The sequence below is a fragment of the Variovorax sp. 05N34 genome (assembly GCF_056397405.1).
Genome location: NZ_JBFTNI010000013.1, coordinates 19,235 through 34,793, shown reverse-complemented (window position 1 = coordinate 34,793; position 15,559 = coordinate 19,235). Strand labels below are relative to the sequence as shown.

Genomic DNA, 15,559 nt, shown 5'->3' with positions numbered 1-15,559 from the left:
CCCGCACCCATGGAACTGACACCGCGCGAAAAAGACAAGCTGCTGATCTTCACCGCCGCGCTGCTGGCCGAACGTCGCCGCGCGCGAGGGCTGAAGCTCAACTACCCTGAAGCCGTCGCGCTGATTTCGGCGGCCGTCATGGAGGGCGCGCGCGATGGCAAGAGCGTGGCGTCGCTCATGAGCGAGGGGCGCACGGTGCTCACTCGCTCGGATGTGATGGACGGGGTTGCGGAGATGATTCCGGACATTCAGGTGGAAGCCACATTCCCTGACGGCACCAAACTCGTCACGGTGCACCAACCGATCTTATGACTCGCCGATTTCATGTTGCTCGCCCCCAGGCTCGCGCACTTCGTGTCGCTCTCCACCCCCTGCCGGGGGCAACACCGGCGGCCCGGCTGAGCCGGTTCCGCGGTGTTTCTGGAATGAATAACAACTGAGGATTCTTTATGCGTCTTGCTCGTTTTGCACCTGTGCTTGCGTTGTTGACAACCCTGCCCCTCATCGCGCGTGCGCACACCGGCGTGGATGGGGGGCTTCACCATGGGTTGGTTAGCGGGTTTCTTCATCCGTTGACCGGCGCTGATCACTTGGCCGCGATGGTGGCGGTGGGGCTTTGGAGCGCGCTGACCGCGCGCCGTGCCTGGCCTGATCTGCTGTGGGCACCCTTGGGTTTCGCCGTGATGCTGCTGGCCGGCGCGCTGGCTGGTCTCGGCGGTCTGCAGCTGCCGGCGGTCGAGCCGATGATTGCTGCGTCGCTGCTGGTGATCGGCTTGCTGGTCGTCACGCAACAGCGTCTGCCCGCGTTGGCTGCAGCGATGCTCGTCGGGGTGTTCGCCGTCTTTCACGGCGTCGCACACGGGCAGGAATTGGCGGGCGAATCCGGTGCCGCGCTGACGCTGGCTGGCATGCTCGCCGGGACCGTGCTGTTGCACATCACCGGTATCGCCATCGGATGGTCGCTGCGCAACGGCCACCGGTGGCTGCCCCGTCTTGCGGGCGCCGCCGTGGCGGCATTCGGCGTCGCGCTACTCGGCGGACTTGCTTGAGGCATTTCGATGATCCCCGGCGAACTCATTACYGACGAAGGCGAGCACGTCCTCAACCCCCGCCGCCGCACGCTGACGGTGGTGGTCCAGAACACGGCGGACCGGCCGATCCAGGTCGGATCGCACTATCACTTTGCTGAAACCAACGGCGCGCTGGGCTTCGACCGCGAAGCGGCACGCGGGATGCGGCTGAACATCGCGTCGGGCACCGCCGTGCGCTTCGAGCCGGGACAGCAACGCACCGTCGAACTGGTCGACTTCTCAGGGGACCGCGTGATATACGGCTTTCGCGGTCTCGTGCAAGGAAAGCTTTAAAAATGGCAACCATCGGGCGCCGCGCCTACGCAGAAATCTTCGGGCCCACGGTGGGCGACCGGATCCGTCTCGCCGACACGGACCTCGTGATCGAAGTCGAAGAGGACTACACGCTGCACGCCGGCGGCTACGGCGAGGAAGTCAAGTTCGGCGGCGGCAAGACCATTCGCGACGGCATGGCGCAAGGGCAGCGCACACGCGCCGAAGGCACCGTCGACACAGTCATGACGAATGCGCTCATCCTCGACCACTGGGGCATCGTCAAGGCAGACATCGGATTGAAGGACGGCCGCATCGTCGCCATCGGCAAGGCGGGCAATCCTGACGTGCAACCGGGCGTGGACATCGTCATCGGCGCGGGCACAGAGGTGATCAGCTGCGAAGGCAACATCGTCACCGCTGGCGGCATCGACAGCCACATCCACTTCATCTGTCCGCAGCAGATCGAGGAAGCGCTGAGCTCGGGCGTGACCACGATGCTCGGCGGCGGCACCGGTCCCGCGACGGGCACCTTCGCGACCACTGCGACGCCGGGTCCATGGCACATCGAGCGCATGCTCCAGGCTGCCGACGCCTTCCCGATGAACCTGGGTTTTCTCGGCAAGGGCAATGCAAGCCTGCCGGCGGCGCTGCACGAGCAGATCGATGCGGGCGTGATCGGGCTCAAGCTGCATGAGGACTGGGGCACGACGCCTGCCGCAATCAGCAACTGCCTTGATGTGGCGGACGCCACGGACACACAGGTCGCGATCCACAGCGACACGCTCAACGAATCGGGCTTTGTCGAAAACACCATCGCGGCGGTGAAGGGCCGCGCGATCTGCGCCTTTCACACCGAAGGCGCGGGCGGCGGCCACGCACCGGACATTCTTCGCGTGGTCGGAGAAGCCAACTTTCTCCCGTCGTCGACCAACCCGACGATGCCCTACACCGTGAACACGCTCGACGAGCACGTCGACATGCTCATGGTGTGCCATCACCTCGACCCCGGCATTGCCGAGGACCTCGCCTTTGCCGAAAGCCGCATCCGCAAGGAAACCATCGCGGCCGAGGACATCCTGCACGACATGGGTGCGATCAGCATGTTCAGCTCCGACAGCCAGGCGATGGGCCGCGTCGGCGAAGTCGTCATTCGCTGCTGGCAGACGGCGCACAAGATGAAGGCCCAACGAGGCAAGCTGCCCGAAGACCCTGCGCGCAGCGACAACTTCCGCGCCAAGCGATACATCGCCAAGTACACGATCAACCCCGCCATCGCGCATGGCATCGCGCATGAAGTCGGCAGCATCGAGATCGGCAAATGGGCCGATCTGGTGGTTTGGAAGCCGGCCTTCTTCGGCGTCAAACCTTTCACGATCCTCAAGGGCGGCACCATTGCCATGGCCGCGATGGGAGACCCGAATGCATCGATCCCCACGCCGCAGCCCGTGCACTATCGGCCGATGTTCGGCGCCTTCGGCGGATCGCTCGCCAAGGGTTCGCTGACCTTCGTCTCGCAAGCGGGACTCGCGGCGGACATCGGACGCCGCTACGGGCTTGCGAAAAACCTGAGCGCAGTGAAGAACATCCGCGGCATGCGCAAGCAGCACATGGTGCACAACGCGTTCACGCCAAAGATGGAGATCGACGCGCAGACCTATGCGGTTCGCGCGGATGGGCAGTTGCTGACTTGCGATCCCGCGGTCTCGCTGCCGATGACGCAGCGGTATTTTCTGTTCTGAATGTCAGGCCAAGCTCGTAAGGAGGCGCTCGCGAACCCATTGTGCAAGCGCCGTTTCATCCACTTGACCGGCAGCAAGGCCAAGCATCACGAGAACACAGTCCTCGTCGGACGCATTCAGTTCGCATCCGTTGAGGTCGAGAAAGAGCTCCAGAGCGATGAACGCCGTGCGTTTGTTGCCGTCGACGAATGGATGATTGCGGGCAATTGCAAACGCGTAGGCGGCTGCGAGCGTTGCGGCGTCGGGCGACTCATACAAAGCTCTGTGCTGAGGACGCCCCATGGCAGATGTGAGGAGCGCTTCATCGCGCAGTCCCCCCGGTCCACCATGTTCGACCAACTGCTCGTCATGCGCTGCAAGGATCATTCGCGTGCTCAGCCACGTCCACTGCTGATTGGCGGCCGTCACTTGGCCAACTCGCGCAGCACGTTGCGTCGCTTCTTCATGATTCGCCGCGCGGCTTCCATTTGGCGCTCGAACTCGTCGTCGTATGGCGAAAGATTGACTCCGCCATTCGTGGCCTGGGTGAGGTAAACCGTATCACCCTTGCCTAGGTTCATTTTTGCGAGAACATCCTTTGGCAGGATCACCCCGACGGAATTTCCGATCTGAGTCAACTTGAGAGCGGACATCGAATGCTCCGTAATTTCAACGTTATAACAAGCGTTATATTATCGCCAGCTCCATACGACCGCAAGCCACAATGCTCACCGCCAACAAACTCATGCCCCAGGGCGGCGGCCTCGCGCCTGTCCTGCTCAAGCGCGCCGCGACCGTCGAACTCGATTGGGACGTCCGCCAGAAAAGCCGCTTCGATACAAGCGATTCGCAAGGTCGGCAGATCGGCGTGTTCCTGCCGCGCGGCACGGCGGTGCGCGGGGGTGACGTTCTGGTTGCGGAAGACGGCTCGCTGATCAAGGTGATCGCCGCGCCGCAGCCGGTGCTGGTCATCACGCATTGCACCGAGCACGGCACGCCTTTCGACTTGCTGCGCGCCGCCTATCACCTCGGTAACCGCCATGTGCCGATCGAACTCAAGCCCGATCACCTGAAGATCGAGCCTGACCATGTGCTCGCCGGCATGCTGCGATCGATGCACTTGATCGTGCGAGAAGCCGAGGAAGCCTTCGAGCCCGAAGGCGGCGCCTATGGTTCGCACGGGCAAGGGCATTCAGGGCATTCGCATGGGCCGGCGCCGGTCGGGCCAGTGCTTCATCCGGATGCCTACGCAGGTTCTCACGATCACGATCATTCGCATGGCCATTCCCATGACCATTCGCACTGATGGATGACACGCCGGCGGCCCTGCCCGCTGCAAGCCTCCTCCAGCTGATCTGGCTGGCCTCGCCGGCGCTTCCCGTCGGCGGCTTCTCGTATTCCGAGGGGCTCGAAGCAGCCATCGAATGGGCCGGCATCGGCACCGAGCAAGCGGCCGCCGAATGGCTGGCTGACCAGTTGCACCTCAGCCTGGAGCGTGCCGACCTCACCGTGGTCGCCCAGGCGATCGGCGCATGGCGAAGTGGCGACTCTTCGCGCATCCGTTCGCTCAACGATTGGGTCTTTCATACGCGCGAGTCCGCAGAGTTCCTGCTGCAGACCGAGCAGATGGGCCGCTCTTTCGTCGAATGGCTGAAGCTGCATCACGCCGATGCAACTCAAGTCTTCGGCACCTTGCCAGCCAGCTACCCCGTCGCATTCGCCTTTGCGGCAAGTCGCACCCAAGCGTCGGTGCGCGACGCCTGTCTCGCTTTCGCCTTCGGTTGGGCAGAGAACATGGTCGCCGCCGCCGTCAAGGCTGTCCCCCTCGGCCAGAGCGCGGGGCAGCGCATGCTCGCCCGGCTCAGCGGCGAAATCCCCATGGCCGTCGCAAACGCGATGGCGCTGGAAGATGATGACCGGCAGGCTTTTTCGCCCATGCTTGCGGTGCTGTCGGCCCGCCACGAAACCCAGTACTCGCGCCTTTTCAGAAGCTAATTCCCCATGTCGTCCGCACTCCATCACATCGCCCATCGCACCAAGAAACTGCCGCCGCTTCGCGTGGGCATCGGCGGCCCCGTCGGCTCCGGCAAGACCACCCTGCTCGAGATGCTCTGCAAGGCGATGCGCGACAAGTACGACCTCATCGCCATCACCAACGACATCTACACCAAGGAAGACCAGCGCCTGCTGACGGTCGCGGGCGCGCTGCCGGCCGAGCGCATCATGGGAGTCGAAACGGGCGGCTGCCCACACACCGCGATTCGCGAGGACGCATCGATCAATCTCGAAGCGATCGACCGGATGCTGGACCAGTTTCCGGATGCCGATGTGGTGTTCGTCGAATCCGGCGGAGACAACCTCGCCGCGACTTTCAGCCCCGAACTGTCGGACCTCACGATCTACGTGATCGACGTGGCGGCCGGCGAGAAGATCCCTCGCAAGGGCGGCCCGGGCATCACCAAGAGCGACCTCTTCGTGATCAACAAGACCGACCTGGCGCCCTACGTCGGCGCCGACCTGGGCGTGATGGAAGCGGACACGAGGCGCATGCGCAAGCAGCGGCCCTTCGTGATGACGAACCTCAAGACGCACGCAGGCCTGGCCGAAGTCGTGTCGTTCATCGAGGATCGCGGCATGCTGAAGGACGCCTGATTCAAAGCTCGCTCGCGTCCTTGACCTGGCGGGCCTTGTAGACGAGCCGCACGCTCGCGTGGTGCGAGTCGCTCGTGCGTTGCGCATACACGTCCATGTCGCCTTGCACCCAGGCTGCATATGCGCTGCCCGGATCGTTTGAGCTGAGCTCAGGGCCATAGTTGCTGCGGCCCCAGGCGACGATGTCAGCGAAGGCGGCTGCCCCGAGATCGGGCGATGTGCCAGTGGGCGCCACCCATTCGACTCTGCGCAACTCGCCGCCCGCGAAGAAGAAGACCGGCTCGAAAAGCAAGCCCGCAACCTTTGCCGGCGCGGCATGCCATGTGCCGGCGAGCCCACCCGCTAGACGCTGCGGGCGCTGCACGCGCTCCACGCCGGGCAGCGCCGCCCGAAGCTCCTCTGTCGACATCCCCAACCGAACGCCGGCCGGCAGCGCCTGTGCATGCAATGCGGTCACGGCAGTGAGAAGGCTGAAGGCGAGCAGTGCGCGGATTGGCTTCATCTTGGACGGGTGAGTCTTGTCGGTGGGAGGAGCCGGATTGTCGTCGGCATCGATTTGTCACGCGCGCCGTGAAATGGTCCGCAGATTGCTTGGGGTATACAACTTAGGACCTATATTTTGGGGTCTGCAATCGCAGGATACTGATTGAAACGAATCTGACGTTCGAGAACACCATGGCTTCCGAAGCAATCTTCATCCCAGCGGCTGGCACCGTTCAATTCGCCATCTATCCCGACGGCTACGACGGCGCGCGCATCATTGCGCGCATCGACGAAGAAGCGCTCCACACCCGCTTCCACGCGCCCGAAGGCGAGGATTCGGAACTGGTGCAGGCCTACACGCGAAACGCCGATTCGATCGATGCGCTGGCAACGGCACGCTATCGCGAGGATCCGACGACCGCCATCTGCCTGCACAGCAACGATTTTTGACTGGCGCTGGCCGCATGCCCACGTTCTGCTGGCGGTGTTGACCTTGCAGTGACTCGAGGGTTTCCAATGGCTGGATGGCAAGAACAATCTCGAAAGCGTCTACCGTCGGAGTGCCTCACTCGCACTCGCCCAACTCGCACCGTACCCACGGGGACTGCTGTGCGGCGGAGCATGACGTCCATGCGCCAGCGCCGACAGGGCGCATCGGCGCCAACACGTACCGCATTCCGACGATGGATTGCAGCGCCGAGGAATCGGACATTCGCCGCGTCGTCGAACCGATCGCCGGCATCCGCGGGCTGCATTTCCAACTGAGCCAGCGAACGCTCAGGATCGACGGCGCGCCGGGCGCGATTCCACACGCATTGGCGGCGATCCGCAAGGCGGGCTACTCGCCCGAACTGCTCGCGCCCAAAGCACCATCAGACGCGAACGACCCATCGCAGCACGACCCGCGCCATGGCAGCGGCTACATGCGGTTCGCGGCCGCGCTCGGCCTCGCGCTCGTCGCCGAAGGCGTTTCTTACTTCGCGCCGGACACCGCGGCCTGGAAAGCGGCCGGCATGGTCGTCGCAGCAGTGGCCATCGGGCTGGCCGGCCTCGAAACCTATGCAAAGGGCCTGCAGGCGCTGCGGCACGCGAGGCTCAACATCAACGCGCTCATGTCGGTGGCCGTCACCGGCGCCTTCGTCATTGGTCAATGGCCGGAAGCAGCGATGGTGATGGCGCTCTACGCCATCGCCGAACTGATAGAGGCTCGCGCGGTGGACCGCGCACGAAACGCCATCAAGGGTCTCGTCGACCTTGCGCCGGCCGATGCGGAGGTGCAGCAGGCGGATGGCAGCTGGAAGCGCATGCTCGCCGGCGAGATCGCGCTCGGCGCAGTCGCCAGGGTCAAGCCGGGCGAACGGGTGGCGCTGGACGGCATCGTGACGCGCGGCAGCAGTTCCATCAACCAGGCGCCCGTCACAGGCGAAAGCATTCCGGTCGACAAGGAGCCCGGCGATCCGGTGTTTGCGGGCACCGTCAACCAAAACGGCGAGATCGAATTCCGCGTGACTGCGGCCGCCAACGACACGACGCTGGCCCGCATCATCCACGCCGTCGAGGAAGCGCAGGGCTCGCGCGCGCCGACGCAGCGCTTCGTGGATCGCTTTGCGGCGATCTACACGCCGACGGTGTTCGTCCTTGCGCTGGCAGTCGCGGTGTTGCCGCCGGTCTTTCTGGGTTGGGAATGGCTGGCCGCGCTGTACAAGGCGCTGGTCCTGCTGGTCATCGCGTGCCCGTGCGCTCTGGTGATTTCGACGCCGGTCACGGTCGTGAGCGGCCTTGCCTCCGCAGCACGGCGCGGCATCCTGATCAAAGGCGGCACCTACCTCGAGAACGCACGCCGGCTCAAGGCCGTTGCGCTGGACAAGACCGGCACCATCACCGAAGGCAAGCCGCAGTTGGTCGCCTCCGCGCCATGGGGCAATGCGGACGAAGCCGACGTGTTTCAGCGCGCGAAGAGTCTGGCGGCTCGATCGGACCACCCAGTATCCAGAGCCATCGCTGAGGGGCTGGGGGGCACCATCACGGACGTCGAAGGATTCGGTGCGCTGCTCGGGCGCGGCGTCGAAGGCGTGATCGACGGCGAGCGTCTGGTGCTCGGCAATCACCGGCTGCTGCGCGAACGCGGCCAGACCGATCCGGCACTGGACGAAGCGCTGCTTGCGCACGAAGCCGAAGGACGCACGGTGACGCTTCTTGCCAGCGACCGCGGCGTGCTCGGCCTCTTCGCGGTGGCCGACACGGTGAAGGCGAGTTCCGTGCAAGCCATTGCGCAACTCAAGCGACTCGGCGTGGTGCCGGTGATGCTGACTGGCGACAACGAAGCCACGGCACAGTCGGTCGCGCGCGAAGCAGGCATTGACGATGCGCGCGGCGGGCTGTTGCCGCAAGACAAGCTCGACGCGATCGACGAGATGCGCAAGCGCTACGGATCCACCGCCATGACGGGAGACGGCATCAACGATGCCCCTGCCTTGGCGCGCGCCGACATCGGCTTTGCCATGGGAGCCGCGGGAACGGACACAGCCATGGAGGCGGCCGACGTCGTGATCATGAACGACGACCTCGGGCGTATCGCTGAAACCATTCGGCTGTCGCGCCGCACGCATGCCGTGCTGTGGCAGAACATCGGGTTGGCGCTCTCGATCAAGGCAGTGTTCTTCGCGCTGGCGATATTCGGCAGCGCAACCATGTGGATGGCGGTCTTCGCGGACATGGGCGCGAGCCTGCTGGTGGTCGGCAACGGCTTGCGTTTGCTTCGCAAGGCCGAGGCCTGAGGCGCCTGCGCACCTTCAAAAACAAAAACGGCCTCGAGAGAGGCCGTTTTTTTTGCGCGAAGAAGAATTACTTCTTGGCGGCCTTCTTTGCAGGCGCTGCCTTCTTCGCAGGAGCAGCCTTCTTCGGAGCGGGCTTTGCAGCGGCCTTCTCGGCCTTGCGCTTGGCGGCCTTGGGATCGATGGCCGCCTTGAAAGCAGCGCCCGGCACGAACTTGGGCACCTTCTGTGCGGCGATCTTGATCTTCGCGCCGGCTTGCGGGTTGAAGCCGGTGCGAGCAGCGCGGGCCACTTGCTTGAAAGTGCCGAAGCCGATGAGTTGAACCGGATCACCCTTCTTCACTGCGGCGACGATGGAACCCGTCACTGTTTCCAGGATGCGGGCGGCTTCGGCCTTGCTGACGACGTGGGTGGAGGCGATCTTTTCGACTAGTTCGATACGGTTCACGAGTAAATTTCCTTAGGATTGATTTCGCCATGTTGCCGATGGCGGCGCAGCGTACATACAAGCTGCAAGCGGCGCGGAGTATAGGGCAGCGCGCCAGGCGCCCGGCCAAACCGGCAGCGGCTACCTCTCGGACGACCTTCTCGCGGAGCGCGAAGCCTGGTCGGCAATGAACGAATATTGCGCAGTCATGTCCCTGCCATGAGCAGTGCGCATTTCACCGGCAGCCACCTTGTCGGCACCCGAGCCGAGGGCGTTCGGGCGAAGCGCATCACCGGCAAACGCGGCACCGCATGGGCGATCGGAAAGCACCGTCTGTCCCCTGTCGTCCTTGCACCGATGGATTTCAGCGGACGCAGAGGCGGCTGCGGCTGCGATTGCAAGAACGACTGCAGCGCGGATGACGTGCGAAACCGAAGGAAGCATAGGTCGCTTTCAATTTGTTACGACGATGCTAACCGCAAGAAGGTACCCGTCCAGCGCTTGATCCAGGCAGGTGAACGAAGCGTGAAAAAAGGCGCACCGCGTCAGCCGCTCGCTGAAGGGAAAACACTTGTGTGACGCGCGCCACAGTGCCTCATATCCTACGTAGAGGGTCACACAGCGAGGGCCACAATATTTTCGTTCGCGAAAAGGGAGGGCTGACATGCCTGCGGTTCGAAAAGTTCGTGGCCTTCGTGGCTTGGGTGGGATGGCGCTTGTCCTCCTGCTGCCCACGTCGTTGCCGTTCAATGCGTTTGCCGCGCTCGGCGGCCCTGCTTCATCGGTGGCAGTCGACCAGACGCGCATGAAGGCCATGCGCCAAGTCAAGGCCGGCACCGCCTTCAGCATCCATGAAATCACCACGGACACCGGAACGGTGGTCCGCGAATACGTTTCTTCCGCCTCGGGACAAGTATTCGCGGTGACTTGGCAGGGTCCGTTCATGCCCGACCTCAAGCAGGTTCTGGGCGATCACTTCGCCACCTTCGTGGAGTCCACCGGGCAAGAACGCATCGGCCGCGGCCACGCGCTGGTGAGCCGACCCGAAGTCGTCATTCATTCGGGCGGCCATATGCGGTCCTTTACAGGAAAGGCCTATCTGCCCGGTCAATTGCCAGAGGGAGTGCGAATTGAAGACATCCGCTAGACAAAGCCTCGGCGTCCTGGTGCGCGCACGCCTCGCCTCCGCGGCCATCTTCTGCGCCCTCGTTGCCGCTGCTTGCGGCGGGGGGGGCGGCGGGGGTGGCGGAGTAGGTGCAGTCGGCAATGGCGTGATCGGATCCCCGAGTCCGCCGAGCGGAGCGGCCGCGAACCCAGGGCCTTCAGATGGCAATGCAAGCGTCTCCGGATCGAACGTGGCGCCGATCATCCTCGATGCGGGGCCTCCCGGCGTGACGGGCATCGTCAACGTGCCCTTCGTCAGCGTCAGAGTGTGCGCCCCGGGCACCTCGTCTTGCCAGACCATCGACCATGTGATCCTGGATACCGGATCGACCGGCCTTCGCCTGATTGCCTCGGCCGTGACCAACCTATCGGCGCTCCAGCAGCAATCCGACAGCTCGAACAATCCGATTGCCGAATGCGCGCAGTTCGTCAGCAGCTATTCGTGGGGCACGGTCAAGCTGGCGGATGTCAGCATCGCAGGCGCTACGGCCGCATCCTTGCCGGTGCAGATCATTGCCGACCCCGATCTCCCTGCTGCGCCTACCTCGTGCTCGAACGCCGGCTCGGCGAACAACACGGTCGCGAGCCTGGGCGGCAACGGCTTGCTCGGCGTGGGTTCGTTCCGGCAGGACTGCGGCGCCGCTTGCGTCAGCAGGGCGGTCTCCGGGACCTACTACGCGTGCCCGGACGGCAATGGGTGCTCGCCCACGTCCGTCCCGCTTGCCAAACAGGTGACCAATCCCGTGGCGCTTTTTCCATCGGACAACAACGGCGTGCTGATCCAGCTTCCGGCGATCGACCCGCGGGGCGGCCAGAACGTGACGGGTTCACTGGTGCTGGGCATCGGCACGCGCAACAACAATGGATTGGGCAGCGCGCAGGCCTATGGCGTCGACAACTCGGGTGACTTCACGACCGTGTTCAACGGGCAGACCTACCCTCACAGCTTCATCGACAGCGGCTCGAATTTTCTTTTCTTCAACACCACTGCGCTGCCGAAATGTCCCAACCTGGGTGAGAGCGCCTTCTACTGCCCTCCCATGGAGCAAACGCTCTCGGCCGTCAACCAGGGGATCAACGGTACGAACGGCACGGTCAGCTTCACGGTCGCGAATGCCCACGCCTTGTTCACGGGCAACATTGGAGCGACGGCGTTCAACAACGTCGCCGGAAGCTTTCCTGGAGACCAGGGCTTCGATTGGGGTCTGCCCTTCTTCTTCGGGCGGAATGTGTTCTCGGCAATCGAGGGCGCACCAACGCCCGCCGGGCCGGGGCCGTACGTCGCTTATTGAGCCGACGCGCGCGCTCCCGGCGCGATCGTCGACGGCGCTGCATTGAGCGTCTCGATGGCAAACCCCGCGGCGGCCTTGTAGCGCGCCATGAAAGCCTCGCGCTCCGCGGCCGGAATCACTTCGTCGATGTCGTCGAAGACGCCGCCGCAGCGATCGTCGACCAGCCCCGTCATCACGTGCGCGGCGTCCCCCATGAGCACCACACGGCCGTCCACCCAGGTGGGTACGGGGTCGCGGTCGATCATCGGGTACTCGAAGATTTCGTCGGCGCCGCGCAGCATCGCCGGCACGTCGAGCCAGCCGCAGTTCCAGCCGTCGAAGTGATGCGCGAAGTCGTCCAGCGCCACCCGGCGGTTCCAGTCGCCCTGGGTCCATCCGTTGCGTCGACGGTGATCTCGGCGATCCAGTTGATGGTGGCAAGGCCCGTGCGCGGATCGGGCGGCGAGATCGGATAAAGCACTCCCTTCCGCTTCCAGGCGCCGGCCGTCCTGAGTTTCGACGAGCGCGGTCACACCGTGGTCATGGTTGCGATAGCCCGTGATCCGATGGCCGAGCCGCACAGCCTCAGGGCCGAGGCGCTCCAGCACGGCCTTGTACAACAGCATCTGCAGTTGCCCGCGGTGCAGCGAATACTGCGGCCACCGATAGCCGGCAAGCAGGCCGCGCGGTTCGGCGTAGATGTCATTGCCGTTGTCTGTCAACGAGTCAACCCGAAAGAGGGGGACTGGGGGCTCCCATGGAACGGATGTTGCAGATGCCGATTGAGAGAACAATGCCTCCTGCCGCGACCGCGGCTTTCAACAACCCAGCAACCTCTGCAAGGAACCAGCATGTCCATGAGCTCCATCACCACCAAGGACGGCGTCGAGATTTTTTACAAGGACTGGGGCCAGGGCCAGCCGATCGTGTTCAGCCATGGATGGCCGCTTTCGTCGGACGACTGGGACGCGCAGATGATGTTCTTCCTGAAGAACGGCTATCGCGTCATCGCCCACGACCGCCGTGGCCACGGCCGCTCCAGCCAGGTCGACAGTGGCCACGACATGGACCACTACGCCGACGACCTCGCGGCCTTGACCACCCATCTCGATCTCAAGAACGCGGTGCATGTCGGCCACTCGACCGGCGGCGGCGAGGTGGTGCACTACCTCGCGCGACATGGCGAGAGTCGCGCTGCGAAGGCCGTGCTCATCAGCGCGGTGCCTCCGTTGATGATGAAGACCGAATCCAACCCGGGCGGGCTCCCCAAGCAGGTCTTCGACGACTTCCAGACACAAACGGCGACCAACCGGGCGCAGTTCTTCCACGACATCGCATCGGGCCCGTTCTATGGCTACAACCGGCCCGGTGCCAAGCCTGCGCCAGGCGTGATCCTCAATTGGTGGCGCCAGGGAATGATGGGCAGCGCCAAGGCGCACCATGACGGCATCGTCGCCTTCTCGCAAACGGACTTCACCGATGACCTGAAGAACCTCACGCTGCCCGTCCTCGTGATGCACGGCGACGATGACCAGATCGTGCCCTATGAAGATTCGGCGCCGCTGTCGGCAAAGCTGCTGAAGAACGGCACGCTCAAGACATACAAGGGCTTTCCACACGGCATGCCGACCACCAACGCCGATGTGATCAACGCCGACCTGCTCGCCTTCGTGAAGGGCTGACAGCGCTCACCGCGACCGGCCCGATCACCATACGGCCAATCGCGGGAAAGACCTCGTTGTTGCGACGGCGCAGAACGCGTAATGTCTCGCGCCTTTCATCCATACGAGGGAACTTGTCATGGCACTCCTGCCCGAGACCGGCGTTCGCAACCTCGAAGACCTGGAGCGCGTCGAGGCGGAAATGACACTCGATGCCCGGCTGCCGGAGCGCAGCGTGCTCGATGTCTTCATCGGTACCGCCGCTCGGCAGCCGGATCGCACGGCGCTCACGATGTTGATGACGGGGGCGCCCAACGAGCAGCCCCGCCGTGTCAGCTACGGTGAACTTCTGGGCCTGATCCGGCGGGCCGCCAACCTCTTCGCATGCCTGGCTGGTCCTCGGCCCGGCGTCGCCTACATGTTGCCCAGCCTGGTCGAGACCCACGCCACGCTCTGGGGCGCCGAAAGCGTGGGCTACGCGGTGCCGATCAACTTCCTGCTGCAACCCTCGCACATCGCCGGCTTGCTCAAGGCCTCCGGCGCACGCGTGCTGGTCGCGCTCGGTCCGCATCCGGCGCTGGACATCTGGCAGAAGGCCCTGGCCTTGCGCGACGAAGTGCCAGGACTGAGGCTGGTGCGCGTGGCGCCGCCCGGCGTGCCACTCGAAGAAGGCGTGATCGACTTCCATGCGGCGCTGATGGAGCAGCCGGACGATCGACTCGTCTTCGGAGAGCCCGGCCGCGATGGCGATGTGGCGGCGTACTTTCACACGGGCGGGACCACGGGCGCACCCAAGCTGGTCGCACTCACGCACCGGAGCCAGCTGGTCGCGGCCCTGGGCGGCGCCATCCTCGGCGACATGCGACCGAGCGACACGCTCACGGCCACGCTGCCGCTGTTTCATGTCGGGGGCACCATCTTCTGCGGCCTGAGCGCCTTCATGGCGGGCATGGGGCTGCTGGTCATGTCGCCGAGCGGGCTGCGCAACCCGGCGATGGTCGAAGGCTTCTGGCGCCTGGCGAGCCAATACCGCGCCACTTTTGTAGGGGCCGTGCCGACTTCGGTGGGTGCTGTGCTGAACGTGCCGATCGCCGATGCCGACCTGAGCGCCGTACGCGCCGGCTTCTGCGGTGCCGCGTCGCTCCCGCCTGCCGTGGGTGAGCGATTCAGGCAGCTGATCGGCGTCGGACTGTTCGAGGTCTACGGCATGACGGAGGCGTCGGGCCTGATCGCCATCGACCCCGTCGCCGGCAGCGGCGGCATCGGATCTGTCGGGCTGGCTCTGCCCTATACCCGCGTCGTCGTGCGGCGCCTGGAGGCGGGCGRCCGGCTGGGAGCGCCGTGCGAGACGGGCGAGGTCGGCGTGATCACCGCTTCCGGCGAACATGTGTCGCCGGGCTATCGCGATCCCGGGCACGACGCGGGCGTTTTCGAAGACCGCGCGCTCAACAGCGGCGACCTCGGCTACGCCGACGAGGAAGGCCGGATCCATATCGCGGGCCGCGCGAAAGACCTGATCATCCGAAGCGGCCACAACATCGATCCGCTGATGATCGAAAACGCCATGGCGGCCCACCCGGCGGTGATGTTGGCCGCCGCCGTCGGGATGCCCTGTGCCTACGCCGGCGAGCTGCCGGTCTGCTACGTGATGCTGCGTCCGGGAGCCAGCGTCACGGCGGACGAACTCAGCGAGCACGCCGAGCGCACCATCGGCGAGCGCCCGGCGTGGCCGAAGCAGATCCACGTCGTGGACGCCATCCCCCTGACCACCGTGGGAAAGATCTACAAGCCGCAGTTGCGCTGCGATGCGGCGGCACGTCTGGTGACGGATCTGATGCGGGAGCAGTTCGACCTGACCGGCGCGCGAGTGCGGGCCAGCGAAGGGGGGCGCCACGGCATGACGGTCACAGTCACCCTGCCTGCAGCCGCCGAAGAGTCAGTGCCGCGCGTCGAGCAGGCGCTGGCCGGATATCTGTTCGAGGCGCGCGTCCAGGTCGACTGAGCGCCTCCGGGCGCATTGCCGGTGCGCCACCACGTACGTGTCCATGCGTGGCCGTCAGGAT

The 15,559-nt window shown here is 64.7% G+C and carries 19 protein-coding genes; 13 read left to right on the top strand and 6 right to left on the bottom strand.

Annotated features, from left to right (window positions below; all coding sequences use genetic code 11):
* The first annotated feature begins 9 nt into the window (after positions 1-9).
* From AC1DMA_RS27225 to ureC, 4 genes are all read left to right on the top strand, one after another.
* Complete coding sequence (locus AC1DMA_RS27225) at positions 10-312, top strand: urease subunit gamma (protein WP_478146116.1); 303 nt, start codon at positions 10-12, stop codon at positions 310-312.
* 137 nt (positions 313-449) lie between these two features.
* Entirely contained in the window at positions 450-1,049 is a 600-nt protein-coding gene (locus AC1DMA_RS27220; protein ID WP_478146085.1) for a HupE/UreJ family protein, read from the top strand.
* Between the two features lie 9 nt (positions 1,050-1,058).
* Positions 1,059-1,364, top strand: a complete 306-nt coding sequence (locus AC1DMA_RS27215) for an urease subunit beta (RefSeq protein WP_478146084.1) — start codon at positions 1,059-1,061, stop codon at positions 1,362-1,364.
* Between the two features lie 2 nt (positions 1,365-1,366).
* Positions 1,367-3,085 carry an urease subunit alpha gene (gene ureC, locus AC1DMA_RS27210; protein WP_478128168.1) on the top strand — a complete coding sequence of 573 codons (1,719 nt, stop codon included), beginning with the start codon at positions 1,367-1,369 and terminating at the stop codon, positions 3,083-3,085.
* A 3-nt stretch (positions 3,086-3,088) separates the two neighbouring features.
* On the opposite strand, the gene AC1DMA_RS27205 is transcribed toward ureC, so the two are convergent.
* A complete protein-coding gene (locus AC1DMA_RS27205; protein WP_478128167.1) occupies positions 3,089-3,493 on the bottom strand; it encodes a type II toxin-antitoxin system death-on-curing family toxin in 405 nt (134 codons plus the stop codon).
* Entirely contained in the window at positions 3,490-3,717 is a 228-nt protein-coding gene (locus AC1DMA_RS27200; protein ID WP_478128166.1) for an AbrB/MazE/SpoVT family DNA-binding domain-containing protein, read from the bottom strand. Before AC1DMA_RS27200 ends, AC1DMA_RS27205 begins: the two co-directional genes overlap by 4 nt.
* A 71-nt stretch (positions 3,718-3,788) precedes the next feature.
* On the opposite strand from AC1DMA_RS27200, the gene ureE reads away from it, so the two are divergent.
* From ureE to ureG, 3 genes are read left to right on the top strand one after another with little or no spacing between them, the layout of a single operon-like run.
* On the top strand, positions 3,789-4,370 hold the full coding sequence (gene ureE, locus AC1DMA_RS27195) for an urease accessory protein UreE (protein WP_478128165.1): 582 nt from the start codon (positions 3,789-3,791) through the stop codon (positions 4,368-4,370).
* Positions 4,370-5,059, top strand: a complete 690-nt coding sequence (locus AC1DMA_RS27190; RefSeq protein ID WP_478128164.1) for an urease accessory protein UreF — start codon at positions 4,370-4,372, stop codon at positions 5,057-5,059. The genes ureE and AC1DMA_RS27190 overlap by 1 nt, the downstream gene beginning before the upstream one ends.
* Positions 5,060-5,065: 6 nt before the next feature.
* A complete protein-coding gene (gene ureG / locus AC1DMA_RS27185; RefSeq protein ID WP_478128163.1) occupies positions 5,066-5,716 on the top strand; it encodes an urease accessory protein UreG in 651 nt (216 codons plus the stop codon).
* A gap of 1 nt (position 5,717) precedes the next feature.
* On the opposite strand, the gene AC1DMA_RS27180 is transcribed toward ureG, so the two are convergent.
* Positions 5,718-6,218 carry a hypothetical protein gene (locus AC1DMA_RS27180; RefSeq protein ID WP_478146083.1) on the bottom strand — a complete coding sequence of 167 codons (501 nt, stop codon included), beginning with the start codon at positions 6,216-6,218 and terminating at the stop codon, positions 5,718-5,720.
* A 173-nt stretch (positions 6,219-6,391) separates the two neighbouring features.
* Between AC1DMA_RS27180 and AC1DMA_RS27175 the strand changes: the two genes are divergently transcribed.
* Both AC1DMA_RS27175 and AC1DMA_RS27170 read left to right on the top strand, forming a co-directional pair.
* The gene (locus tag AC1DMA_RS27175) at positions 6,392-6,649 is read left to right on the top strand and encodes a hypothetical protein (RefSeq protein ID WP_478128161.1); all 258 of its coding nucleotides are present in this window, start codon (positions 6,392-6,394) and stop codon (positions 6,647-6,649) included.
* Between the two features lie 74 nt (positions 6,650-6,723).
* Complete coding sequence (locus tag AC1DMA_RS27170) at positions 6,724-8,976, top strand: heavy metal translocating P-type ATPase (RefSeq protein ID WP_478146082.1); 2,253 nt, start codon at positions 6,724-6,726, stop codon at positions 8,974-8,976.
* 67 nt (positions 8,977-9,043) lie between these two features.
* Here the strand turns inward: AC1DMA_RS27170 and AC1DMA_RS27165 are convergent, their stop codons facing one another.
* Entirely contained in the window at positions 9,044-9,421 is a 378-nt protein-coding gene (locus AC1DMA_RS27165; protein WP_478128159.1) for an HU family DNA-binding protein, read from the bottom strand.
* 120 nt (positions 9,422-9,541) lie between these two features.
* Positions 9,542-9,844 (bottom strand): DUF4124 domain-containing protein, encoded by a 303-nt coding sequence (locus AC1DMA_RS27160; RefSeq protein ID WP_478128158.1) that lies wholly within the window; start codon positions 9,842-9,844, stop codon positions 9,542-9,544.
* 265 nt (positions 9,845-10,109) lie between these two features.
* On the opposite strand from AC1DMA_RS27160, the gene AC1DMA_RS27155 reads away from it, so the two are divergent.
* Together AC1DMA_RS27155 and AC1DMA_RS27150 are read left to right on the top strand one after the other, a co-directional pair.
* Complete coding sequence (locus AC1DMA_RS27155; protein WP_478128157.1) at positions 10,110-10,547, top strand: DUF2844 domain-containing protein; 438 nt, start codon at positions 10,110-10,112, stop codon at positions 10,545-10,547.
* The gene (locus AC1DMA_RS27150; protein WP_478146081.1) at positions 10,531-11,856 is read left to right on the top strand and encodes a DUF3443 domain-containing protein; all 1,326 of its coding nucleotides are present in this window, start codon (positions 10,531-10,533) and stop codon (positions 11,854-11,856) included. The genes AC1DMA_RS27155 and AC1DMA_RS27150 overlap by 17 nt, the downstream gene beginning before the upstream one ends.
* Here AC1DMA_RS27150 and AC1DMA_RS27145 read toward each other — a convergent pair.
* Complete coding sequence (locus tag AC1DMA_RS27145; protein WP_478146080.1) at positions 11,850-12,557, bottom strand: Rossmann-fold NAD(P)-binding domain-containing protein; 708 nt, start codon at positions 12,555-12,557, stop codon at positions 11,850-11,852. The genes AC1DMA_RS27150 and AC1DMA_RS27145 overlap by 7 nt on opposite strands.
* A 135-nt stretch (positions 12,558-12,692) precedes the next feature.
* On the opposite strand from AC1DMA_RS27145, the gene AC1DMA_RS27140 reads away from it, so the two are divergent.
* Together AC1DMA_RS27140 and AC1DMA_RS27135 are read left to right on the top strand one after the other, a co-directional pair.
* The gene (locus AC1DMA_RS27140; protein ID WP_478146115.1) at positions 12,693-13,517 is read left to right on the top strand and encodes an alpha/beta fold hydrolase; all 825 of its coding nucleotides are present in this window, start codon (positions 12,693-12,695) and stop codon (positions 13,515-13,517) included.
* 118 nt (positions 13,518-13,635) lie between these two features.
* Positions 13,636-15,498 carry an AMP-binding protein gene (locus AC1DMA_RS27135; RefSeq protein WP_478146079.1) on the top strand — a complete coding sequence of 621 codons (1,863 nt, stop codon included), beginning with the start codon at positions 13,636-13,638 and terminating at the stop codon, positions 15,496-15,498.
* Positions 15,499-15,559 lie beyond the last annotated feature (61 nt).